Origin of the sequence: Cohnella massiliensis (assembly GCF_900169535.1) — a bacterium.
Taxonomy (GTDB): Bacteria; Bacillota; Bacilli; order Paenibacillales; family Paenibacillaceae; genus Cohnella; species Cohnella algarum.
On sequence record NZ_LT821242.1, the window covers coordinates 14,808 to 39,189 of the forward strand.

At 63.9% G+C, this 24,382-nt stretch carries 19 protein-coding genes; 1 reads left to right on the forward strand and 18 read right to left on the reverse strand.

All coding sequences use genetic code 11. The annotated features are described in order from the left end of the window. Positions 1 to 92: 92 nt before the first annotated feature. The 12 genes from B7E11_RS00510 to hutH form a co-directional block, all read right to left on the reverse strand. Entirely contained in the window at positions 93 to 1,289 is a 1,197-nt protein-coding gene (locus B7E11_RS00510; protein ID WP_080831702.1) for a M20 family metallopeptidase, read from the reverse strand. Continuing rightward, entirely contained in the window at positions 1,276 to 2,118 is an 843-nt protein-coding gene (hisJ, locus tag B7E11_RS00515; RefSeq protein WP_080831703.1) for a histidinol-phosphatase HisJ, read from the reverse strand. Before hisJ ends, B7E11_RS00510 begins: the two co-directional genes overlap by 14 nt. A gap of 1 nt (position 2,119) precedes the next feature. After that, positions 2,120 to 3,685 carry a hypothetical protein gene (locus tag B7E11_RS00520; RefSeq protein WP_080831704.1) on the reverse strand — a complete coding sequence of 522 codons (1,566 nt, stop codon included), beginning with the start codon at positions 3,683 to 3,685 and terminating at the stop codon, positions 2,120 to 2,122. Between the two features lie 96 nt (positions 3,686 to 3,781). Continuing rightward, complete coding sequence (locus B7E11_RS00525) at positions 3,782 to 4,894, reverse strand: 2-hydroxyacid dehydrogenase (protein WP_080831705.1); 1,113 nt, start codon at positions 4,892 to 4,894, stop codon at positions 3,782 to 3,784. A gap of 40 nt (positions 4,895 to 4,934) precedes the next feature. Then, a complete protein-coding gene (locus B7E11_RS00530; protein WP_176220553.1) occupies positions 4,935 to 6,476 on the reverse strand; it encodes a xylulokinase in 1,542 nt (513 codons plus the stop codon). A 38-nt stretch (positions 6,477 to 6,514) separates the two neighbouring features. Further along, positions 6,515 to 7,663, reverse strand: a complete 1,149-nt coding sequence (locus B7E11_RS00535) for a glycerol dehydrogenase (RefSeq protein ID WP_080831707.1) — start codon at positions 7,661 to 7,663, stop codon at positions 6,515 to 6,517. A 35-nt stretch (positions 7,664 to 7,698) separates the two neighbouring features. Then, complete coding sequence (gene hisC / locus B7E11_RS00540; RefSeq protein WP_080831708.1) at positions 7,699 to 8,796, reverse strand: histidinol-phosphate transaminase; 1,098 nt, start codon at positions 8,794 to 8,796, stop codon at positions 7,699 to 7,701. Positions 8,797 to 8,900: 104 nt separating this feature from the next. After that, positions 8,901 to 10,229 carry an amidohydrolase family protein gene (locus B7E11_RS00545; RefSeq protein ID WP_080831709.1) on the reverse strand — a complete coding sequence of 443 codons (1,329 nt, stop codon included), beginning with the start codon at positions 10,227 to 10,229 and terminating at the stop codon, positions 8,901 to 8,903. 13 nt (positions 10,230 to 10,242) lie between these two features. Further along, entirely contained in the window at positions 10,243 to 11,499 is a 1,257-nt protein-coding gene (locus B7E11_RS00550) for a Zn-dependent hydrolase (RefSeq protein WP_080831710.1), read from the reverse strand. 76 nt (positions 11,500 to 11,575) lie between these two features. Next, positions 11,576 to 12,847 carry an imidazolonepropionase gene (gene hutI, locus B7E11_RS00555; protein ID WP_080831711.1) on the reverse strand — a complete coding sequence of 424 codons (1,272 nt, stop codon included), beginning with the start codon at positions 12,845 to 12,847 and terminating at the stop codon, positions 11,576 to 11,578. Positions 12,848 to 12,867: 20 nt separating this feature from the next. After that, positions 12,868 to 14,532 carry a urocanate hydratase gene (gene hutU / locus B7E11_RS00560; RefSeq protein ID WP_080831712.1) on the reverse strand — a complete coding sequence of 555 codons (1,665 nt, stop codon included), beginning with the start codon at positions 14,530 to 14,532 and terminating at the stop codon, positions 12,868 to 12,870. Positions 14,533 to 14,839: 307 nt separating this feature from the next. Further along, the gene (hutH, locus tag B7E11_RS00565) at positions 14,840 to 16,399 is read right to left on the reverse strand and encodes a histidine ammonia-lyase (protein ID WP_080831713.1); all 1,560 of its coding nucleotides are present in this window, start codon (positions 16,397 to 16,399) and stop codon (positions 14,840 to 14,842) included. Positions 16,400 to 16,589: 190 nt separating this feature from the next. Between hutH and B7E11_RS00570 the strand changes: the two genes are divergently transcribed. Continuing rightward, a complete protein-coding gene (locus B7E11_RS00570; protein WP_080831714.1) occupies positions 16,590 to 18,110 on the forward strand; it encodes a transposase in 1,521 nt (506 codons plus the stop codon). A gap of 482 nt (positions 18,111 to 18,592) precedes the next feature. Here the strand turns inward: B7E11_RS00570 and hisD are convergent, their stop codons facing one another. The 6 genes from hisD to B7E11_RS00600 all read right to left on the reverse strand — a co-directional run bounded on the left by hisD (position 18,593) and on the right by B7E11_RS00600 (position 24,351). Then, a complete protein-coding gene (gene hisD / locus B7E11_RS00575; protein WP_080831715.1) occupies positions 18,593 to 19,873 on the reverse strand; it encodes a histidinol dehydrogenase in 1,281 nt (426 codons plus the stop codon). A gap of 8 nt (positions 19,874 to 19,881) precedes the next feature. Further along, complete coding sequence (locus tag B7E11_RS00580) at positions 19,882 to 20,721, reverse strand: ABC transporter ATP-binding protein (RefSeq protein ID WP_080831716.1); 840 nt, start codon at positions 20,719 to 20,721, stop codon at positions 19,882 to 19,884. Positions 20,722 to 20,727: 6 nt separating this feature from the next. After that, on the reverse strand, positions 20,728 to 21,492 hold the full coding sequence (locus B7E11_RS00585) for an ABC transporter permease (RefSeq protein ID WP_245809587.1): 765 nt from the start codon (positions 21,490 to 21,492) through the stop codon (positions 20,728 to 20,730). A gap of 18 nt (positions 21,493 to 21,510) precedes the next feature. Then, on the reverse strand, positions 21,511 to 21,969 hold the full coding sequence (gene hutP / locus B7E11_RS00590) for a histidine utilization transcription antiterminator HutP (RefSeq protein ID WP_080831718.1): 459 nt from the start codon (positions 21,967 to 21,969) through the stop codon (positions 21,511 to 21,513). Positions 21,970 to 22,033: 64 nt separating this feature from the next. Continuing rightward, positions 22,034 to 23,050, reverse strand: a complete 1,017-nt coding sequence (locus B7E11_RS00595; protein WP_080831719.1) for an ABC transporter substrate-binding protein — start codon at positions 23,048 to 23,050, stop codon at positions 22,034 to 22,036. A gap of 476 nt (positions 23,051 to 23,526) precedes the next feature. Next, complete coding sequence (locus B7E11_RS00600; protein WP_080831720.1) at positions 23,527 to 24,351, reverse strand: hypothetical protein; 825 nt, start codon at positions 24,349 to 24,351, stop codon at positions 23,527 to 23,529. Positions 24,352 to 24,382: the final 31 nt, after the last annotated feature.

The window sequence follows — 24,382 nt, forward strand, 5'->3', positions numbered from 1 at the left end:
GACCCGCGCGCCGGCGGGCTTGCCCTTTGAAAAGCTTTCTTCTAATCGCTTATGGCTAACAAGCTTTTCCGGTATGACGAAAATGAAAACGGTCAGACGGCCGCCGTCATAAAACGGTACGCCCACAGGGCGTAAGCCTTGGCGGCCGCCAGCGCTTCGTCCAGCGGGACGAACTCGTTCGGAGCGTGAGCCGTGTCGAGCGTGCCCGGACCGTACAGCACCGACGGGATGCCCGCCGCGGCCAGCAGCTCGACTTCCGCGTACCCGTTGAAGCCGGCGTATTCCGGCTCTGCTCCGTGCAGGTCGCGAAGCGCGCCGGCCAGTCCGCGCACGACCGCCTCGGAATCCGCGACCGACCAGTTGTCGAACTTCTGGCGCAGGATCAGCTCGACGTCTACCCCTTCCCGCCGCGAGAACGCTTCGGTCAGCTCGCGGATTTCCCGCTCGGCCGCCTCCATCGTCTCGCCCGGCAATACCTGCCGGTCGAACTCCAGCTCGCAGCGGTCGGGCACGAGCGTAACGCCGACGCCTCCGGACACCTTGCCGACGTTGACGGTCGGGTAGCGCAGGTCGGCGTCGTCCGCCCGCTCCTTCAGCGCGTCGTTATACCTGCGAAGCTCCTCCAGATACCTGCCCATCTTGTAAATCGCGTTGTCGCCCGCGAAGGCGATGCCCGTATGCGCGCTGCGCCCGGATGTTCGGGCGGAAAACTCCAGAGCGCCCTTCAGCCGGTTGCCGATCCGCAGGCCGGTCGGCTCCGAGACGCACGCCATCTCGCAATTCGCCAGCTTGCCCTCCGCCAGCAGCGCCTTCGTCCCCTTGAAGCCGACCTCCTCGTCGACGACGGCCGTAAACAGCAGCCCCCGCTCGAACGAAGCGCCGCTAAGGCTCAGCGCCCGGATGGCCTCGATCATCGCCGCCACGCCTGCTTTCATGTCCGCCGATCCGAGGCCGAACAGCTTGCCGTCCCGGACGGCAGCCGCCCACGGATCGTCCGTCCACAGGCCGAGATCGCCGGCCGGCACCGTATCCATATGGCCGTTGAACAGCAGCCGTTCCGGCCGGCTGCCCTCGAGCCCGGCGATCACGTTGAAGCGATCCCGCTCCACCGGCTGCCGCTCGACCCGCAGCCCCGCCGCTTCCAATTCCGCCGCGACGATCTCCGCGACGGCCCGCTCGGTGCCCGTCGGATTTTCGCTGTTTGCCTGCACCAGCCGTTTCAGCAGATCGGTCAGCCGCTCCCCCTCGATGCCGTCCAGCAGCCGTCGTTCGGCTTCAGTCAGCCTCATCCGAAGCGCCCCCCTCTATGACCTGGCGGAAGTAGTCGTACCCGAAGCCGACCTGCTCCGGCTTGTGCGAATCCGAGCCGTAGACGACCTCGACGCCGCGGGCAAGGCACTCGCGGACGAACCAGGCGGGAGCGTAAGGCTTCCCGCAGGTTGCGACGCGCAGCCCCGCCGTATTGACGTCGACGCCGACGCCGGACTCGGCGAGCCGGCGGGCGATCCGCTCCAGCCGACGGCGGATCAGCGCCGGGTCGATCGGGGGCAGCTCGCGCGAAAACTTCTCGATGAGCAGCGGGTGGCCGATTCGTTTGCGCATCGGCAGCCCGGCGGCCCAGGCGATCGATTTCTCGATGTGATCGAAGTATTCCTCCGCCGCCTTGTCCATCGTGCCGTAGTAGCTGAGCAGATTGGCGCGGAAGTCCTCCGCCGTGAAATCGACGCAGTGCATGCCATCCCGCCCGGGAAGAAAGTGCACGGAAACGACGGCGTCCTCGAGAACGTCGAGATACGGCTCCAGCAGCCGGTCGGAGAACGCTTCGCTGCCGTCCAGATAGTCCATCTCCAGTCCGACCGCGAGCTCGATTTTCCCCGCGTAGCGGTCTTTCGTCCGCAGCGCGTATTCGATATACGCCGGAAGCTCTTCCGGCGGCATGGCCAGCTCCGCCATCAGCTTCTCGTCGCGAACCCAGCGGTCGGGCAGCGGCGGATGCTCCGTCACCGAGTAGCGTTCGAAGCCGAGCGCGACGGCCCGGTCCACGTATTCGGTCAGCTCGGCCGGATTGCCGTGATAGCAGAATCGCGTATGCGTATGGCCGTCCCATTTAAGCGTCATCTTACATGTCCCCTTTGCGGTTGCTCGGCCCGGATTCCGGAGCGGTTCTTCTGCTTGCCCAATTGACGCATATCCCTACGATGAAAGCCGCCAGCAGCCCGGTCAACATGGCGACGAGAAATCCTGCGGCATCGTTGCTGAAGAGTACCGCCAGATACGACGGAACGTAGGCGGTCGACCGCAAATGCAGCCCGCCGACGACGGCCCCGGCCAGTCCCGATGCGACGACCGCCCCGGCGTAGACCGCCCTGCTCTTGCGCATGTAAACGTAGGAAGCCTCGATGAAGGTGCCGAAGCCGACGTTCAGCCACAGCGGCTTGAGCACGACGCGGCGCTCGCCGGGATTCGGCGGAACCGCCAGCTGCGCCAGCAGGATGCCGGCGGACACCATCACCAGCCCGGCCATATCGAGCGCTCCGATCAAGCTGTTGCCGTAACGCTCCATCTCGATCAGAATAAGCGGCAAAACCGCGACATGGTACCAGCCTTTCAGGATGAGAGGCCACATGGCGAGGCCGAAAACGGCGCCGACGGCAACGGGGCTCAGCCCGACGGTCCATTCGAGCGCATGCCGGACGGCGTCGCCTGCGGCGGACGTATACGTCCCCGCGGCGAAGAAGAGCAGCAGCCCCGGTGCCAGTCCGGACAGCGCGCCCGCGGCGATGTTGACCGTCGTCGCCGGAAAGCCGCTCCGCACGAAGAGCTGAAACAGCCGCGGCACGAGCCAGCCCGCCGCCAAGCCTCCGAGTGCGGCGCCGATAATGCCGGCGCTGACGCAAAGCAAGCCGCAGACGGCGCCCGCGATCAGCGTCGCTTCCCCCAGATCCGAGAGCCGGCGGGCCGCGAAAATGGCAAGCACGACGCCGGGAAGCGCGGACAGCGCCGCGGCCGCCTCCTCCAAGCCCGACAGCGCCGGCAGCCTGGCGGCGGACATCAGCAGCAGAACGGCGATGAAGGCGGGCATCGCCGAGGACAGCACGCCGCTGATCCGGGCTTGCCCAAGCGTCTTCGTTCCCGCCATCCGATAAGGCAGCTTCCAATGGCGGCTCAAGGCGATGACGAACGAGACCGCCCGGGTCAGGTTGGTCGTGCCGGTCGTGCCGGACAATGAAACGACGTTCGCGCCCATCGCTTTGATCCGGCCCATCGAGGTGCCCCCGGTCCCGACGATCGGGAGCTTGCGCCGGACCGCCGCCTCGACGGACGCGCGATTGACGCCGAGGGGATCGCAGCTCATCAGGATCAGGCCGTCGATTCGGCCCTCCTCGATGCGCCCGGCGATCTCCGCGTCCGCGATCGCGGCCTGCCGGTTCGCCTCGCCCAGGCTGCCCTCCATGGCCCGCCGGAAAGCCCGGGAGCCCCCGTCCCATTCGTACAGCTCGGCCCTGGCCGACGCCGCTCCCCGGTAGTCCATGGAGCCCGATGCGGCGATAAACAGGGCGGCTTCGACGGCGATGTCCGCCGATCGGCATTGTTCGGCGATCTCGCCGAGCAAGCGGGCCGGATCGCCTCCTCCCGAATGGAAGAGGTTGCCGCCGCTGCTGCCTATGATCGCCACCTTTTTCATCGCGGCCGTCGCCCTCCTTCTTAGCCGGGAGCCCAAAGGGCGCCCCGGCCTAACCCTTTCTTCCTCCGCGAGCCGGCTTACCGGATTGCGGAGGCCTTACTTCGCGGCCGCCGACGGCATCCAGAGCCGCTCCAGCATCGCAAGCCGCTCGCCGGCAAGCGCCGTCTGATTGATCCAGACGCGCCGGTCGGAGCCGGCCAGCAGCCGGTTCATGCCTTCCCGCCACAGGATGGGGGAACGCTTGTAGAACGCCTCGGTGTCGAAGGCGATATGGCTCGTCAACGTGACGTTTTCCAGGGCGAGCAGCGGATGCCCGGGCGGAAGAGGCTCCGCGTCGAAAACGTCGAGCGCGGCGCCCGCGAGACGTCCGTCCCGCAGCGCGGCGGCCAGCGCCTCCATGTCGACCAGCCCCGCCCGCGCCGTATTGACCAAATACGCGCCCGGCTTCATCCGGGCCAGTTCGTCCGCGCCGAGCAGCGGCGGGCTGCCCGCGGAATGGCGCGTATGCAAGGTCAGCGCGTCGCTCTCGGCGAGCAGCGCCTCCCAGCTCGCCGGCTCGGCGCCGGCTCCGCGGATCGCGGCTTCCGGCACGTATGGATCATGCGCGAGAACGCGGCAGCCGAAGCCGCCCAGCTTCTTCGCGACGAGCCGGCCGATCTCGCCGAAGCCGGCGATGCCGACCGCAAGCTCCCTCATCTCCGGAATGCGTCCGGAATTCGGGAACTCCTTCGGCCAGCCGCCGGCGCGAATCTGCGCGTGGCACCGGGCGATGTTGCGCATCTCCGCCAGCATCAGCCCGACGGCAAAGTCGGAGACGGCCTCCGACGTGCGGCCGAGCGTATGGACAACCGGAATGCCGAGCGCTTCGGCAGCCGCCGCATCGACGTTCTCGTAGCCGCCGCGCAGCACGCCGACCGCGAGCAGCTGCGGGTTGCGCTCGAGCAGAGAAGCGCCGACCGGGCACATATGAACGACGAGCAGCTCGGCGTCGGCAAGCAGCGGCTCCAGCCCCTCGGGCGCCTGAACGGCGTCGGGGCCGTCCCGCTCCAGCACGAGCAGCAGCTCGTCCAGCTCGTGAAGCGTGGGCGGGCCGAACCGGAACGGGACGACCTCCCACCCGGCGCTTGCGAAAGACGAAAAGCTTTCGGCCAGAAATTCGGGGGACAACAACTCGTCCCCGACGACGACGATTTTCGGTTTTTTCTCCATGGCGGCTTCCTTCCCTTTCATTATGCGAATCAACCGTTCGTCATTGCGGACGAACCAGGCGACGCACGGCCGCCTCCGCGTCGGACCAGGCCTCGTACGCGGCGTACAGGCGGTCGTACGTCTCCCGGTACTCCGCCCTCGGCAGGACGGCCGTCTGTTCGCCCGCCCAGCGGCGCACCGCCTCCGCCGGCTCCGCGAACCGGCCGCAGGCGACCGCGGCCAGCATGGCGGCTCCGAGCGGAGTCGCCTCGCGCGCGGTCGACAGCGTCAGCGGACGCTGCAAAACGTCGGCCAGCGCCTGCCGCCAGACATCCGACGAAGTCGGCCCGCCCGAGATGATCAGCTTGTCGAAGGAGATGCCAATCTCCGCGAAGGCGTTCAGGATGCTGCGGACGCCGTAGCCCGTGCTTTCCATGACCGCCCGCGCCAGATGGCCGGCGGTATGGCCGAGTCCGAGGCCCGCGAACAGGCCGCGGGCCTCGGGATCCCAGCGCGGCGTTCCGGTGCCGCTGAGGCCCGGCAGGAACACAAGCCCGTTCGCGCCCGGCTCCGTGTCCGCGGCCAGCCGGCTCAGCTCGTCGAACGAGACCGCGGGCGCCCGCTCGAACCCGGAGGCTCCTCCGGCGCCCGGGGGCCCGAGCAGGCCGCGCAGCCAGCTCATCGCCCCTCCGGTCAGATAATGGGTGCCCATCATCAGCCACGAATTCGGGGCGGCCGAGATGTTCGTCATCATCCGGGCGTCGACGATGGGCGACGCGAGCGGCGTCATAAAGAACGTCCCGGTCCCCAGGTTGACGACTGCTTCGCCGGGGACGACGGCTCCCATGCCCAGCAGCGCGCACGGCTGATCCGAAGCGGCGGCGATGACCGGCAGCCCTTCCGGCAGACCGGTTCGCGCCGCCGCCTCCCGCGTTACGGCGCCGACGACGGTTCCGGGCGCCACGATATCCGGGAACAGGCCGGGGTCTGTCTCCAGAAAGCGAAGCAGCTCGCAAGCGGGCTGCCGGCTTCGAATATCCATATGGAAGAAGCAGGCGTTCGTCTCGTCGGTGACGAACCGGCCGCTCAGCCGGCCTAGCAGGAAGGCGTCCACCGAAGCGACGCGCCGGATGCGCCCGTACGCTTCCGGAAAGCGGGACCGGAACCAGAGCAGCTTCGCCAGTCCCCAGCTGTCGGAAGGGGGGATGCCCGTCGTCTCGAAAATCCAGTCCGTGCCCAGGCCCTCCAGCTCGCACCGCATCCGCAGTCGGTCGATCTCTTCCGTGCAGCGGGTATCCATCCACAAATAAGCCGGAGCGACCGGCTTTCCCTCCCCGTCAAGGAAGACGCAGGAGATTTGCTGGTTCGTCACGGCGACGGCCGCCAGACCGGAAGCCGCGTCCGGATTCCGCGCCGTCAGCTCCGACACCGTCCGGCACAGGCCGTCCCACCACAGCTCCGCATCGACCTCGGCGGCTCCGGGTTCCGGCACGCTCATCGGAACGTCCGTCTGGGCGTGCGCGAGCGCCATGCCCGCGTCCAGGTCGTACAAATAGCTTTTGATCGCGCTTGTGCTTGCGTCGACTATGATCGCGCGGCTCACGGTTCTCCCTGCCCCCTTCCCCAAAACGCGGACGGCGCTCATGCCTCCGTCCGTTCGGCGGGCGATATCACCAGCCGCGCCAGGCGATCCGTCTCCTCGAAGGCGTCCGCGATTTCGGCCGCCGTGAACGGCCGCCCGACGCTGTGGATCGTCTCTTCCGGAGCGATCGCCCGCTCCCCGGCGAGCAGCAGCCGGGAGCGAATCCCGCCGCCGTTCGGCCCTGCGGCGAGACCGATGTCCGCCAGCGAGGCCGGCAGCCGGATCTCGCGGCAGAAGCGCAGAAACCGGACGGCTTCGTCCGGCTCGCCGAGCAGGACGGCTTGAACCGCCGTGCAGAAGCCGACCTTCTCGCCGTGAAGCAGTCCGTGGCATTCAGGGAGCTCCGTCAGCCCGTCATGCAGCGAGTGAGCGGCCGCCAGGCCTCCGCTTTCGAAGCCGATGCCGCTGAGCAGCGTGTTGGCTTCGACGACGCGTTCGAACGCGTCCGTCAGCTCCCCCCGCTCCGCGTCCCGGTAGGCGCGCACGCCGTCCTCGGCCAGGATGCGCCCGCACAGCTCGGCTGCCGCCGTCCCGAGGCGGGACGGATACGCGCCGAGAATCGTCCGTCCGCCTCCCCGCAAGCAGGCGAGCGCTTCGGGGGCGGTCGCCAGCGCGTCGCCCATGCCCGCGGCCAGGTAACGGATCGGCGCCCGAACGATGATCTCGGTGTCGACGAGCACGACGTCCGGATTTCTCGGATGCGTCTCCAGCTTGACGACCCGGCCATTCTCGTCGTAGATGACGGACAACGCCGAGCATGGCGCGTCGCTGGCGGCGATCGTCGGAACGATGACGACGGGCAGGCTCAGGCGGTACGCGGCCGACTTGGCGGCGTCCAGCAGCTTGCCGCCGCCGATGCCGACGACGACGTCCGCGCCGGCGCGTTCCGCTTCCCGCTTCAGCCGCTCGATTTCCGCTTCCGAGCATTCGCCGCCGAATTCGACGAGCTCCGCCCGCAGCCGCCGATCGTCCAGACGGAGCCCGTGCTCTTCGATTCGCCTCAAGCCTCCGGCCGTCGCCGCGAGCAGCGCCCGCGGGCTCTTCCCGAAGCCGGCGACGATGTCCGGCAGCTCCCGAATGACCCCCGGTCCTTGCCGGTAGCGCAGCGGCATCGCGATCGTCGCCGTTCGGCGTTCCGTTTCGGCCATTTTCTTCCGTCCCCTCTCTTCTTGGTCCAGACGGCTCAGCGACCCGTCAACGGCCGCAGCGCCTCGATAAACCGGCGATTCTGTTCCGGACTGCCGACCGTGATTCGAATATGCTCCGGATAGCCCCACGACCGGCAGGGCCGTACGATAAAGCCCGCGCGCAGAAGCGCCTCGACGACCGGAACGGCGTCCCGGCGCAAATGCGCGAACAGAAAATTGGAATAGGAATCCGTCACGCCGATGCCCATCCGATTCAGCTCGGCGCTCAAATATCGGATGCCCTCCCGGTTCGCGGCAAGCACGAAATCCCGGTATTCGACGTCCTCCAAGCTGGCGAGCGCGGCCGCGTTCGCCATGCGGCTGACCGGGAACGGCTCCCGCACGGAGAGCACCGGTTCCAGTACGTTCTCGGCCGCGATCGCGTAACCGATCCGCATGGCGGCAAGCCCGTACAGCTTCGAGAACGTATGCACCGAGATGACGGGATAGCCCTCGCGCACGTAGTCCGCCCCCGTCTTGTAGCCTTCGATGTCGATGAACTCGCCGTACGCCTCGTCGAGCACGACGACGACGTGCGGCGGCACGCGGGCAAGGAAAGCTTCGAGCGCGTCCGAATCGACGACGGTGCCCGTCGGGTTGTTCGGATTGCACACATAGATCAGCTTTGTCTTCTCGTTCACGCTGGCCAAGATCCGGTCCAGATCGAATTTGTAATCGTCGGTCAGGGGAATTTCCACCGGCACCCCGCCCATCACGACCGTCGAAGTGCGGTACACCGAGAACGTCGGCACGCAATAGACGACTTCGTCGCCGGGATTGACGTAGGCTTGGCCGATCAGCATAAGCACGTTGTCCGCGCCGTTGGACACGAGAATTCGGGACGGATCGACTTCGTACAGCTCCCCGAGCTTGCCCCGCAACTCCGCGCTCGTCGGCTCGGGGTACAGATGGCTTTCGGCCGCCGCCGCGCTCATCGCCGCAATCGCTTTGGGCGAAGGGCCGAACGGGTTCTCGTTCGACGCGAGACGCGTAATTTCGGTCAAGCCGTATTGTTGTTTGACTTCCTCGATCGATTTGCCGGGCACGTATTTTTCCAGCTTCGATACCTCTTGGCGCCATAAGGATGCGGTCATCGCTGCTCCCCCTTGTGTTCCGACTTGTTGTCAGCATGGCTGCTGCGGTCATGGATCATGACGATCTCTAGGATGATCCCTATGGCGGTCTCCGGCATCGGGCCTCACGGCACGAGCCGGGCCAGCTTCTCGAACAGAGCGTCGACGCGGCCGCCGATTTCCCGCTCCGGCACGGTCAGAACGCCCGACGCCGCCTCGTACACGGTGCGCCCGGCGACGACCACCCGCTTCACGGCCGAGGGCTGCATCGCGTACACCATGTTCGCGAACAGCTCGTGCCGCGGCGCAAGCGACAGGTCGAATACGTCGATCGCCGCGAAATCGGCATGATGGCCGGGCTCCAGCGTCCCGACCGGAAGGCGGAGCGCCTTGCCTCCGTTCGCGGTGCCCATCCGATATGCCTGGCTCGCCGTGATGCAGGTGCCATCCAGCCGGGCGACCTTCTGCAGCATCGCCGCCATGCGCATCTCCTCGTAAACGCTGATTCTGTTGTTGCTGCAGGCGCCGTCCGTGCCGAGCGAGACGGTGACGCCGGCCTTGACGAGATCCGGGATGCGCGTCACGCCGTCCGCAAGGAACATGTTGCTGGACGGGCAATAAGCGAGCGAGCCGCGCCGCTTCCCGACAAGCTCGATTTCCGTATCGTCCAGCCAGACGAGATGAATCGCGATCATTCGCTCGTCCAGCACCCCGAGCGAATCCAGATAATGAATCGGCCGCTTGCCGTAATCGCGGAGAATCTCCTCCACCTCGAACATTTCTTCCGCTACATGGATATGGTACGGCGTATCGAGCTCGACCGCAAGTCGGTGGCCGGCCCGAATCATCTCGGGGGAGGCGGCGTGAGGGCTGTGCGGGGCCGGGTGAACGGTCACCATCGGGTCGCCCTGGTATTTGACTGCGAGCGCCCGCGTGCGTTCCACGGCTTCCGGGATCGATTCGCGGTACGAAAGCGGCGCCCCGTCCCAGTCGTACAGGGTCCGGGCAAACACGAGGCGGATGCCGAGATCCCTCGCCGCCCGGATGACCGCTTCGTCGTACGCCGTGCCGCCGTTATGCACGTAGAAAAAGTCGCACACGGTCGTCACGCCGTACCTCAGCATCTCCCCGAACGCCAGCAGCGCGCCGGCGTAAATCGCCTCTTCGTCCAGATGCGGCGTGTACTTGTACAGCGCCTGGTCGCGCCATTCGAGGAACGGCTTGTCGATGGCGATCCCCCGCAGCAGGCTTTGAAACGAATGGTTGTGCGCGTTGACGGTGCCGGGCACGATCGCCTGGCCGTCCCACCGGATCCGTTCCGCGCCCGGATATTGGCGCGCAAGTTCCTCCGAATCTCCGCACGCCCGGATGACGCCGCCCTCGACCAGCAGCGCCCCCCGCTCGCGGAACTCTCCGTTCAAGTAAACGTAATCCGCCGTATACAGCTTCTGCATCGGCATGCTCCCCCTATCGGTTCAATTGTTCGTCCAGCGCCAGCAGCGACCGCAGCAGCACGTTGCCCGCCTTCTCGATGTCGCCGATCCGGCTTTCTTCTTCCGGGCAATGGCTCTTGCCCCCGACGCTCGGCACGAAAAGCATGCAGGACCGGGTCAGCGACGCCATATGCGCCGCGTCGTGGCCGGCCATGCTTCCGAGCGGCATCCACGGATAGCCCAGCTTCTCCGCCTCCCGCGCGCAGACGTCCGCGACGATCCGATCCATCGCCACCGGATGCTGGTCCAACAGCAGCTTGCGCTCCAGCCGAACCCCGCGCCTGGACGCGATCTCGTCGGCCCGCCTCGCCCATTCGCCAAGCGCTTCGCCGATCTCCTCCCGCGACTTGCCCCGCAGCTCCAGGTGGAACTGCACCTTGCCCGGAATGATGTTGGCGGCGTTAGGGAAGTTGGCGATGCGGCCGATCGTGCCGACCGTCTCGTCTGCGGGATGCTCCCGGCAGACGGCCTCGAAGGCGAGCATCAGCTCCGACGCCGCCATGAGCGCGTCCGTCCGGTTCGCCATCAGCGTCGTGCCGGCGTGGTTCGCTTCTCCCCGTACGGTCGCTTCCTCGCGGTAAATGCCCGTGATGGCCGTAACGATGCCGATCGGGACGCCGCGATCGAGCAGCCGCAGCCCCTGCTCGATGTGCACCTCCAGAAACGCCGCCAGCTCCTCCGGCCCGCGCCGAGCCGACTCGAACCGGTCGGGATCGCCGCCGGCCGAGCGAAGCGCGTCGACGAGCGGCGTTCCGTTGTCGTCGCGCACGCCGTCCAGGTGCTCGCGGCGCAGCTTGCCGGCGACCGTCCGGCTGCCGAACGTCGAAAGGCCGAACGGGTTCGGTTCCTCCGCGCTGAAGGAGACGAGCTCGAACGGATGGCGCGTCGGCGTCCCGTTTTCCTTCAGCACCTCCATCGCCTCCAGCGCCAGCAGCACGCCGAGCGCTCCGTCGTAGATGCCGCCGTTCGGCACCGAATCGACGTGCGAGCCGAAGGCGATGGCCGGCAGCTCCGCATCGCCGCCTTCCCGGCGCGCCCAGACGTTGGCCGCCGCGTCGACGCGCACCGCGAGACCCAGCTCCCGCAGGCGCGCCTTCAGCCACTCGCGGGCTTCCAGCTCCGCCGGCGTAAACGTCGTGCGGTCCATGCCGCCTTCGGCGTTGCGGCCGATCCGGCCCAGCTCCTCGATGCGCCGCGCGATGCGGCGGGGATCGACCTGAAGCTCCATCATCGCGGCGCCTCCCTTCGCGGCCCCGTTCGCGCTTTGCCGGCCGGCGGCGAATTCCGCTTCTTCTCCCGCCGGGCGCTCATCGGTCCGTCCTCCGGCGATCCGAGATCACGACGCGCCCCTTCTTGACGACGGTGTCGACCAGGTTGACGGCGTAGTGATACTGCAAGTACAAGTAATTCGGAGCGTCGAAGACGACAACGTCCGCCTGCTTGCCCGCCTCCAGGCTGCCGATCCGGCCGGCCCGCCCGATGGCATGCGCGGCGTTGATCGTGCAGGCCGTCAGCACCTCGGCGGGCGTCATCTTCATCGTCAGGCAGGCGAGGTTCATGACGAAGGGCAGCGATTCCGTAGGGCAGGAGCCCGGGTTGCGGTCGGTCGACAGCGCGACGGGCACGCCCGCCTCGATCATTCGCCTTGCTTCCGCCGGCTTCGTCATCAGGAAGAACGCCGTGCCCGGCAACAGGACGGCGATGACGCCCTTCTCCGCCATAGCTCGGATGCCTGCGTCCGATACCCGCAGCAGGTGCTCCGCGGACACGGCTCCGATCTCGGCCGCCAGCTCCCCGCCGCCGTAGGGCTCGATTTCGTCCGCATGGATTTTCGGCTTCAGCCCCCGCTTCATGCCGGCCTCCAAAATCGCGCGCGACTGCTCGGGCGTAAAGACGCCCTTCTCGCAGAACACGTCGCAATATTCCGCCAACCCCTGCGAAGCGACGGCGGGAATCATCGCGTCCGTCACGAGCCGGACGTATCCCTCGGGATCCGCCTTGTACTCCTTGGGCACCGCGTGGGCGCCCATGAAAGTCGACACCAGGTCGACGGGATGCTCGTCGTTCAGGCGCCTTGCGACGCGAAGCTGCTTCAGCTCGTCCTCGAGACGGAGGCCGTAGCCGCTCTTCGCCTCGATCGTCGTGACGCCGTGCTCGAGGAAGCGGTCGAGCCGCTTCGCCGTCTCCCGCAGCAGCCGCTCTTCGCTCGCCTCGCGGGTCCTCTCCGTCGAGGAGTGGATCCCGCCGCCGGCGTTCATAATTTCCATGTAGGTCGCTCCCGAAAGCCGCATGTTCAGTTCCTGCTCGCGAGAGCCGGCGAAGACGACGTGCGTGTGCGGATCGACAAGCCCCGGAGCGACGAGCTTGCCCGAAGCGTCGATCACTTCGGGAACCGCGCCGCGCCGCTCGACGAAGCGGCGCGCTTCGTCGTCCGGTCCGACGAACGCGACGTTCTCGCCTTCGAGGACGACGCCCCCGTTTTCGACGAGGCCCAGCTCGCTCATCGCCGCGCCCGTTCGCGGCTTGCCGTTCGGACCCGCCATCGTCACGACCTGTGCCGCGTTCCGAATATAGATCATTCCGAGTTCTCTCCTTTCCGTCAGATCAGCATCGGCATGCGGATGCCCTTCTTTTTCGCCGTCTCGACGGCGAGCTCGTAGCCGGCGTCCGCGTGGCGGACGACGCCCATGCCCGGGTCGGTCGTCAGCACGCGTTCGAGCCGTTCCTCCGCATCCTTGGACCCGTCCGCCACGACGACCATGCCCGCATGCAGCGAGTAGCCCATGCCGACGCCGCCGCCGTGATGGACGGACACCCAGCTCGCGCCGGATGCCGTATTGACGAGCGCGTTCAGAATCGGCCAGTCGGCGACGGCGTCGCTGCCGTCGCGCATCGCTTCCGTCTCGCGGTTCGGCGAGGCGACCGAGCCGGCGTCCAGATGGTCGCGGCCGATGACGATCGGCGCGGACAGTTCGCCGGAGGCGACCATGTCGTTGATGATCTTGCCGAACTTCGCCCGCTCGCCGTAGCCGAGCCAGCAGATGCGCGACGGCAGCCCCTGGAAGGCGATTTTCTCCTGGGCCATCCGAATCCAGCGATGCAGGTTTTCGTTATCCGGAAACGCCTTGAGGACGGCTTCGTCCGTCTTTCGGATATCTTCGGGATCCCCGGACAGGGCGGCCCAGCGGAACGGTCCTTTTCCTTCGCAAAATTGCGGGCGGATATAGGCCGGCACGAAGCCCGGGAACGAGAAAGCGTCGGCGACGCCTTCGTCGAACGCGACCTGGCGGATGTTGTTGCCGTAGTCGAACGCGACCGCGCCCCTGTCCCGCATGGCAAGCATCGCCTTCACGTGGCGGGCCATGCTCGCCTTCGCCAGCTTGACGTACCGGTCGGGATCCGCTTCCCGCAGCTTCTCGCCCTGCTCCATCGTCAAGCCCGCCGGCAAATAGCCGTTCAGCGGATCGTGGGCAGACGTCTGGTCCGTCACGATGTCCGGGATGAATCCGCGCTCGATCATGAGCGGCAGCGCCTCGGCGGCATTGCCGACCAGGCCGATCGACAGCGGACGCCCTGCCTTCTTCGCTTCTTCGGCAAGGGAGATCGCGTCGTCCAGGCTGTGGACGAGCATGTCGCAATAGCGCGTATGAATCCGTTTTTCGATGCGGCTTTGATCGACCTCGACGCCGATGACGACGCCCTCGTTCATCGTGACGGCGAGCGGCTGCGCGCCGCCCATGCCGCCGAGTCCGGCCGTCACCGTGATCGTTCCCTTCAGGCTGCCGCCGAAATGCTGCCGCGCGAGCTCCGCGAACGTCTCGTACGTGCCCTGGACGATGCCCTGGCTGCCGATGTAAATCCAGCTTCCGGCCGTCATCTGGCCGTACATGATCAGCCCTTTCTTGTCGAGCTCGTGAAAATGGTCCCAATTGGCCCAAGCCGGAACGAGGTTCGAGTTCGCGAGCAGCACTCTCGGCGCATCCTTGTGCGTGCGGAAGATCGCGACCGGCTTGCCGGACTGGATCAGCAGCGTCTCGTTCTCCTCCAGGCTCTGCAGCGACCGGACGATCGCGTCGAAGCTCTCCCAGTTGCGGGCCGCGCGGCCGATGCCCCCGTAGACAACCAGCTTCTCCGGATGTTCCGCGACCGCCGGATCCAGGTTGTTCATGAGCATCCGCAGCGCGGCCTCCTGAACCCAGCCCTTCGTATTCAGCTTCGTGCCGCGCGGCGCGCGAACGATCCGGCCTTCGTTGATTGCAGTCATCTTGATCTTCCTCCCTAGATTATAAAATGATTGCCGAATGGGTTGGGCTCCGCCCTTAGGCGGCAGCCTTGGCCGGCCCGACGTCTCGGCGTCCCGGCTGCCCCGTTCGACCCGGCAAGTGTTGGCCGTCCCGGCAACCTGGTCAACCCGGCAGCCCTTGGCCACCCGGCTGTCACGCCGGCAACCTTTGCCGACCCGGGGATCCGGCAGCCTCGGCCGGCCCGGAGTCCGGCCACCCGATTGCCCGGAGCTCCGGAGCCTCGGCCGTCCCCGGAGCTCCGGCCGATCCGCGGGATCGGCCAAACGGTCATTCCGGCGGCTGTGCGCCTTGCGGCCCGAGCCGTTCGAACAGCCCGTCGAGCGAGCTCTCGCTTCTCATCCAATCGGAGATCGTTTTGAAGTCGCCCGACAGGACGCGGTCGCGATCCACGAACGAAACCCGGTCGCGCACCTGCCGGTACAGCCAGGCCGTTCCCGCGCCCAGCGACGCCGGATCGCGGAAATCGGCCGCCTGGGACCCGCACAGCAGCTCGATGGCCAGCACGTTGTACGCGTTGTCGACGATCTGCCTCGCCTTCCTCGCCCCGATCGTGCCCATGCTGACGTGGTCCTCCTGGTTGCCCGAGGACGGAATGGAGTCGACGCTGGCCGGGTGAGCGAGCGACTTGTTCTCCGAGACGACCGAAGCGGCCGCGTACTGGGCGATCATAAAGCCGGATTCGACGCCTCCGTTGTTCGTCAGAAAAGGAGGCAGGTTCTCGTTCAGATGCGGATTCACCATCCGCTCGATCCGGCGTTCGGAGATGTTCGCCAGCTCGGAAACGCCGATGGCCAGATGGTCCATCGCCAGAGCGATCGGCTGTCCGTGGAAGTTGCCGCCGGAGATGACGCGATCCTCGTCCGCGAAAATGAGCGGGTTGTCGGTCGCCGAATTGATCTCGATCTCCAGCTTCTCCTCCACGTAGGCGATCGCGTCGCGGCTCGCCCCGTGCACTTGCGGGGCGCAGCGCAGCGAGTACGCGTCCTGGACGCGTCGCTCTCCCTGGTGCGTCATCAGCTTGCTTCCCGCCGTGATGCTGCGTATTCGCGCGGCCGACTGCCGCTGCCCGCGATGCGGACGAATGGCGTGGGTCGCGTCGTCGAACGCGTCCCTCACGCCGTGCAGCACTTCGCTCGTTAGCGACACCGCGCAATCGGCCCATTCGGCAAGACGCTTCGCGTCCCAGCAGGCAAGCGCCCCCACGGCCGTCATCACCTGCGTGCCGTTGATCAGCGCGAGTCCCTCCTTCGCCTCCAGCGAGATCGGGACCAGCCCGGCCTTGGCCAGCGCTTCCGCCCCGGAGCGCCGCGCGCCTTCGAAATAGGCTTCGCCCTCGCCGACGAGCACGAGCGCCAGATGGGACAGCGGCGCCAGATCGCCGCTCGCGCCCAGCGAGCCCTGCTCGGGAATGACGGGCGTGACGCCGCGATTGAGCATCTCCGCCATCAGCGCCGCGACCTCGGGGCGAATGCCGGAGTAGCCGAGCGCGAGCGCGTTGATGCGCAGCAGCATAATGGCGCGGACGATCTCGACCGCAAACGGACGGCCGATGCCGCACGCATGGCTGCGGATCAGGTTCAGCTGAAGCGCTTTGGCATCCTCCGCCGATATATAGGTGTCGCTGAATTTGCCGAAGCCGGTCGTCAGACCGTACACCACTCTTTTCTCCCGCAGGAGCTTCTCTACGTAATCCCGCGTGTGCCGCATCGCTTGCATGCTGCCTTCGTCGAGAATCACCTTCCACCCGTGTCGGGCGACGCGGACGACGTCCTCGACCGTCAAGGACCGTCCGTCGATGCGTATGGCAAGTTCGGCCGTTGTGAGCATTGGATCACCTGCTTTACGATAATATAGCCTCTCGGAATTAAAAACTCCGCACCGGCTTTGGCCCTTTGGCCAAGGTCTTTTATTGTTTCACCCCCAAAACAGGAGTGCGAACAAACATTCCTCTTGACATTTTCGAAACACCCCAATAATCGCCGAGAAGGCATTTTCTGCCTATCTCTTGAGAAATTGGGTGATCGTTTTGAAAGTTGTTTCTCGTTCTCACCAGGACTACTTGACTTTCGTAAGCAACCAACTTCGAAAGGAGTACGGCACACCGGAAGCGCTACTGTTTTTGCAGCACTTTTACAACGACCTGATCTTCTGGATCACGGCCATCGATCTGTCCGCCACCGCTTCCTTGATGCGTTCGGCTTACTCCTCCAATCCGAAAGGACGCAAGCCTCACGATCCCGCCGACATGCTCCGCTGCTTGCTCCTTATGACCAAGCTCGGGCTGAGCGTCGATGACGGAGTCGTCGCGCTGCGAACGACGCCGGTCTATGCCATTCTCTGCGGCTTTAAACCTGGTGAGACGCCGGGTGTCGGAACGTTCTACGACTTTTTCCCCCGGCTTTGGCGGGCATCCACTCCGCATAAGACCGGGCGCGTCAAACGCCGCTTGAAGAAGCCGCGGAAGAAGGGCAAAAAGAACGAAAAGCAAGAGCCCAAAAACCCCAAGATTACGGAGAAACTCGTCTCCCGCATCCTGCGCGAGGGCAAAATCCACTACGCCCCCAAGGAGCACGACCTGCTGCAACAGTTGTTCCAATCCCTGTTTGTCCTGCCTTCTGCGGCAAAAGGATTGCTTGGCGATACGAGCGCTTTCCGCGTCATCGGCGACGGATCTCCGGTTGAAACCGGCGCGCGTTCGTACGGCAAGTTCCTTTGCGATTGCCGCAAGTCGGGCAACTGGAAATGCTCCTGCAAACGGCAATTTTCCGATCCGGATGCCGATTGGGGCTGGGACAGCTATCGCGAGAAATATTACTACGGGCGTACGCTCTACATGTTCACCGCAGCCGACAGTCCTTACAATTTGCCCGTGTACCCGCGATTGTTTCGCGCCAGCCAACATGACTCGGTGTCATGGATCTGCGGCTACCGCGAGCTGCGTCACTGGTACTCGGACTGGAAGGTGGGAGAGGCGCTCCTGGATTCCGCCCACGACGCCCTCCCGATCTATACCATGCTGGAACATGATGATGTTTCCGCCATCATCGACCTGAATCACAGGCGTTCCGGGCATACGGTATACAATGAAATGAAAATTGGCTCCGATGGCGTTCCTGTCTGCCCCATTGGACGCAAGATGGTCTGCTGGGGCAAGTGTTCGGGGCGACAGCGCATCAAATGGCGCTGTCCCGCCAAAGTCGGCAAATGGGAATGCCCGACTCCCTGCTCGCCTTCCGATTATGGAAGAACCTTCTACACATCCACCGCGGATAACCCGCGCCTTTTTCCGCGCATCCGCCGCGACAGCAAGGAATGGAGAAAGCGTTATGCGCTGCGAACCGGCGTCGAACGCTGCATCAAGCGCCAGAAAGTCGATTACAGGCTGGAAGCTTCGCGCGGGCGCAGTTCCCGCCACTGGAACATTCGCGTGTACTTGATCGCCATGTGCCAGCATGCCGACGCGTGGCTGGAAGAAGCGAAGAAGCAGAAGCAGATCGCGTCTGTTGAACAATGGCTCAAAGAATTAACAGCCGCTTGATGCAAATTGGTTTGCATAGCATTTTTTAAAAAATGCCCTTTTGAGGGTTCTTTGGCATGCACATTCTTGAAATCAGCTTTCATACCTGCCATTTCATCGACATATCCGCCTCATTCACCCCTCATTCGGACTCAGAACCCTGCTTTATTTCCGAGCCTCTATATAATGAAAAAAAGCCCATACCTAACCGAGGTACCGGCTTTCTAAATCACTAATCGCTAAATGGCCGATGCTGTTGTCCGTCTGTCAGTCGTTGGGGAATCGCCTGTCGGGCCGCTGCCCGACCAAGCGGCAAAGAATCAAGTTGGGCCAAGGAAGGCCGAAAGCAACTAGAAGCTAAAGGGAAGGGCCTGTCAAACGATAAAAAACGGAAGAGACTTTCGGTGTCTTGCGTTCCGCTCGGCCGCCCGGCGGAAGACTGCTCGGTTGCGCGCCGCTAACGAAGCGAGAGAACGGAACAGAGAAACGCAAGCTTCGCGGCCTCAGGAGCGCTCCAGCCGGAGCTCGACCGACCGGGCGTGCGCCTGCAAGCCCTCGAATCGGGCCAGGGCCGCTATTTGGCGCCCGTTCTCGAGCATGTCCCGGCGGCTGTAGCGGACGAAGCTCGTTTTCTTCAGGAAGTCGTCGACGGACAGCCCCGAAGAGAACCGCGCCGTCCGGCCCGTCGGCAGCACGTGATTCGTGCCTGCGAAGTAATCTCCGATCGCGACGGGACTGTCGTCGCCGATGAAGATCGCTCCCGCATGCTTGATGGCGCCGAGATGCGCGAACGGATCCCGAATCTGGATCTGAAGATGTTCCGTCGCCAGCTCGTTGACGATCTCGATCGCCTCCTCGAGGCTCGCCGCGACGCAGATCGCGCCGTAGCTCTCCAGCGCCTTCGCGGCGATCTCCCGCCGGTCCAGCCCCTCGAGCTGGGTCGCGGCCTCCCGCCGCACTTCTTCGGCCAGAGACCGGGACGTCGTCACGAGCGTCACGGAAGCGAGCGGATCGTGCTCCGCCTGGGCGAGCAGATCGGCGGCGACGTAGGCGGCGTCGGCCGTTTCGTCGGCCAGCACGACGACTTCGCTCGGCCCCGCGATCATGTCGATCGCCACTTGCCCGAACACTTCCCGCTTGGCCGCCGCGACGAACGCGTTCCCCGGGCCCGTGATTTTGTCGACTCTGCGGATCGTTTCCGTGCCGTACGCGAGAGCGGCGATCGCCTGCGCTCCCCCGACCTTGAACACCTCGCGGATGCCGAGCTCCGCGGCGGCGGCCAGCACGGCCGGGTTCACCTTGCCGTCCTTGCCGGGCGGCGTCGTCATGACAATCTCCTTCACGCCGGCCGCGAGCGCGGGAACGGCGTTCATCATGACGGAGGTCGGATAAGCCGCCGTTCCTCCCGGCACGTACAGCCCGACCCGCTCCAGCGGAAGAATAAGCTGCCCCATGATCGTGCCGCTCTCCTTCGTCGTCATCCACGACTCCCGCATCTGGCGCTCATGGTAGTCGCGAACGTTGGCGATCGCTTGCCGAAGCGCGTCCAGCACGTCCGGATCGAGCGCCCGGTACGCCTCCGCGAATTCTTCCTCCGTCACCGCCAGCCGCGGCAACGCCACCCGGTCGTACTTCTCGGTCAGCCGGAGCAGGGCCGCATCGCCGTCGCGCCTGACTTCTTCTATTATGTGCAGGACGGCCTCCCGGCGTTCCTGCCCGGCCGCTCCGGCCTCGGCCTGGGCGGCGTTCAGTTCGTGTCTTCCCACGATCTTCAACATCTTCATTCACCTCGTCACGTTGAAGTCTTAGCCTGAAGGGCTTGGTGCTTGAGCGATTTCTGCCGTTCCAGTTCAGATACGATTTCCCGCTTGTAATGGACGAACCGGTCGGAGAGCATGTCGTTCCAGTCGCGCGGCTTGCGGATGTCGATCGTCAATTCCTTCGCGATCCGGCCCGGATGCGCGCTCATCATATAAACGCGGTCCGACAGGTAAATGGCCTCATCCACGTCGTGAGTGACGAACAGCACGCTGCACTTCTCCTCCTGCCGGATGCGCATGAGCAAATCCTGCATATCGCGGCGGGTCTGAGCGTCCAGCGCGCCGAACGGCTCATCCATCAGCAGCAGCTTCGGCCGATAGACAAGCGCCCGGGCGATCGCGACGCGCTGCTGCATGCCGCCCGACATCTGGGCCGGATAATGGTTCTCGAAGCCCTTCAGGCCGACCAGCTCCAGAAAGTGATGCGCCATTTCCTTCTTCTGGGCGGCGCTCAGCCCCTTCGACTTCTTCAAGGCGAACGCGACATTCTCCCAGGCATGCATCCACGGAAGCAAGCTGTATTGCTGAAACACGACGCCGCGATCCCGTCCCGAGCCGACGATCGGCGTTCCGTTCAGCGTCAAAACGCCGTCGGTCTTTTCGTCCAGCCCGGCGACCAGCCGAAGGAAGGTCGATTTGCCGCAGCCGGACGGGCCGAGCAAGGAGACGAATTCTTCCCGTTTGATCGTGATATGAACGCTCTCGAGGGCGACGATCTCCTTCTTGTTGCTCGCGAACGTCTTGGATACGTTTTCAGCGTACAGCATCGTTTCCTTGTCCGCGGTGTGCTCTTGAACCAATTGCAAGGCCATCTTCGGTCACCCCTTTGCTTTCTCCAACATTTTCCACGGGAACATTTTGCGGTACAGCCAAGCAAACAGCTGATCCGTAATCAAGCCGAACAGACCGATGACGAGAATGCCGAGGACGATCCGGTCGGTGCTCAGGTAGCGTTGCGCCTGAATGATCCGGAAGCCGAGGCCTTCGGAGGCGGCGACCAGCTCGGCCACGACCAGGTAAGTCCAGGCCCATCCCCATGTCGTCCGGAACGTGTCGACCATGCCGGGCAGGGCGGCGCGGAAAACGATGCTGCGGGTAACCTCGCTCTTGCTGAACCCGAGCGTATGGCCGACTTCGACGAGAGACTTGTTGACGGTTTTGCAGTTGTCGGCGATCATGATGACTTCCTGGAAGAAGACGCCGAGGAACAAGATGAAAAACTTTTGCAAATCGCTCGTGCCGAACCACAGGATCGACAGCGGAATGAAGGCGACAGCCGGCATGTAGCGGATGAGGCCGATCAGCGGCTCCCAAATCGCTTGCCACGTTTTCGAAGTCGCCATCATCATGCCGATCGGGACCGCGAAAATCGTCGAGATGACGAAGCCCATCAGAATGCGATAGAAGCTGACGCCGACGTCCGTGAAGAAGATGCCTTCGTCGATCTCTTCGCGCAGGGCGTTCAGGGTCGCGCCCGGCGTAGGAAGGAACAGCGGATCGATCATTTTGGAATAGGTTACGATGGACCATACCGCGAGCACGACGAGGATGCTTGCGATGGAGAGCAGCGTATATTTGCGCACGGGCATCCCCCAATTAAATTAAATATGATTAAAACCAAAACCGATGGTTTCGTGTTCGAAGCCTTTGATGGGCGCTCCGATCGTACCGTAAACCGCGACCGCCACCCATTCTCCCTCATGCTGAACGGTGCTTGCGAACTTGCCCCGGACGATCGAGAAGGTGAGGCCGACCGTACGGAGAATATTGCCGAACTGCACCTCTCCCCTTCCCACGCCCTGCAGAGCTTCGATAATGGCGTGGTAGACCGCATGCACTTCGCGGTACGATTCGCTGTCGATAATTCGGTTGTTCTTGGCCGCCGTCTCGATGGCGGCAATGACCTTCATCATATCCATCGCGCCGACCCGACCGATCGTGAATTTATAGCCGCCCGCGATTAATTCCTGCTCGACGCTCTTCCGCCATTCGTGATCCTGGAGAACCGCGAGCAATATCGCCAGCTTGCCGACGGGGAAGGTACTCGATCCGCTGTGCATGGGCCTGATCCCCTCTCGATAGCCGTCTTCCTTCCGAGGGCCCGGCCGGAAGACGGCGTTTTTCTTATTTTAACTGGAACATCTGGTTCAAATCTACTTGCTGATCCAGCACTTTCTGATTCGTGAGGATGGTTTGAATGTTGGCGGCCGTCTCCAGGAACTCGCCGGAATCGGCCATCTGCAGTTGATCCTCCGACGTAAAGTAGCGCAGGCCTTCGAGGATGACCGGAAGCTCGGCGACGTCGACGCCCGTCTTTTCGCCAATGATCCGGTTGCCTTCGTCGGGGTTGCTCTCCCAGTAAGCCATCGTCTCGTCCCATACTTGCCGCAGCTTGTCTTTGACCTCGGGGTGCTCGGACATGTACTCGGATTTAATGACGGTCAAGTCGCTGATCAGCCCCGGGGCGTTCTCGCCAGAGTACAGCATTTGCACGTCGCCTTTGGCTTTGACCGTGGAGATGTAAGGCTCGTACGTGACGGCGGCGTCGACATTGCCGGACAGAAGCGCAAGTCCCGCGTCGGAGGCCGGCATGTAGACGACCTCCACATCGTCGATCGTCATATTGTTGTCGGACAACGCCTGGCGAAGCAGCAGATCGGAAGTCGTCCCTTCCTCGAAGGCGACCTTCTTCCCTTTCAAGTCGGCGATGCTCTGGGCGTTGCCGGCGGCGAGAATCGCGTCCGCCTCATTCGATTCATCCAGCAGAATGATGCCGTTCAGCGCGAGGTTGTTGTTGCCCACCATCTTGATTGCCGTATGGGTGGCGATGTTCGCGACTTTGATTTTGTCGGACGCGAAGGCGGCGTTGATGTCGGAGTCCTGGTTGAAGTTGACGACCGTTACGTCCAGGCCGTATTTTTCAAAAATGCCTTGCTCCTGCGCGATCCACCAGGGAGCGTAGCCGACCCATGGCTCGACGCCCATCTGGAACGTCAATGTCTCTTCGGATGCCGCTGCGCTCGCGCTCGGGCTCTCGCCCGTTCCCGACGAGGAGGCATTCTCCTGATTTCCTCCGCCGCATGCGGACAGCATGGCGAGAGCGATTCCCGTTACGGCAAGCAGCGACCACTTTTTCTTCATCAGCGTACTCCACTCCAATCGTTTTTTAGTTGAGTTCGGGTCTCGTTTCCGGTTTGTTCGTTGCGTTCAACTTCCTTCAGGCCAAGCCGACAGCTTCCGACAAATCCCCCCCTAACAAAAAATAAAAATGTGCCAGAAAACAGAGACAAATTCCCTGTAATTCTAAAGCACATCCTATAAACTAACAACTATATTGTACTTATTTCTTACTGTAACCCTCCGTCTTCCCGTTGTCAATAAATCGCGTTACCTTTCATAACATTTTCAGGGGAAATCGCGCGTTCAATCGTCTTAAACGCGAAAATCCGGACAAATCCGGTTCTCTCGACCGATTTTGTGTAAATTATTATAACATGATAAGGAAAGGCGCTATGGCGCCGGCTTCGAACCCGGGAGAAGCGCCGCGAAGTTTCATCCGCTTCAGCTCCGAAGTACGGGGGCCTTTATCGCAGCAAAAAGGCCCCGCTCAGGGGCGCTTAGGGGCCGACCTTTTGAATCTTTGAAGGATTGTTGATTTTGTAAGGCACCGGGTGCTTGGTCAATTTTTTGGCGATCACTTTCGCTTCGAACGTCAGTCGGTCTCCTTCGGCAAGCTCCAGCTTTTTCAGCGTGGCGCTGTAGCTGGACCAGGCCTCGCCCAGCTCGATTTCCGGATCGACGATCGCCACCGCTTCGTACACGATCACTTCGTCGTCATTATCGGCAAAATAGTTCGGCACCGACGCAAACTCCTTGACAGTCGCGACCAACTTCACCTTTTCCTCCGGCAGCTCGACCTTCTTTCGTTTGGCGGGAGCCTTCCCTTTGACCGGCTTCTCCGCCGCGGATTCTTCCTCCTTCGGCCGCCCGGCTTGAGAAGGCTCCCCGGAAGGGCGCTCCGCCGCGACCGGGGACGTCTCGACCATGGCCGCCGCTGCCTCGGTCGGGCTCTCCGGAGCCTGCGTCAGCGACTCCCCGGACACCGCCTCCGCTCCGCCGTCTTCGATGTCCTGCGATTCGCCGGATTCCGTTTCCGCTTTGCCCGCATAGCGCTGGCCGAAATTCGCCGCCTGCATCTCCTTCAAGTATGCCGCGTGAATGCAATGCCGCTGCATGTTGTCGAATTCGATGACGGCGACCGTCCTGTCGGCGTATCCGACGATCCGGCAGCTCTCATTCAAGCCGTTGCCCCGATAATAGAACGATTTTGTTTTCGTCGCTTTTTCCGAAATCAGGCCCCAGTCCTTGCATTTGTCCAGCTGTTCCTCTTCGTTTTCAAACTCGACAAACAGCAGAGGCTCGATGACAAACGAGTATAGCATTTCGTTTCCGCCTTTCCGTTAACGTCGTTAG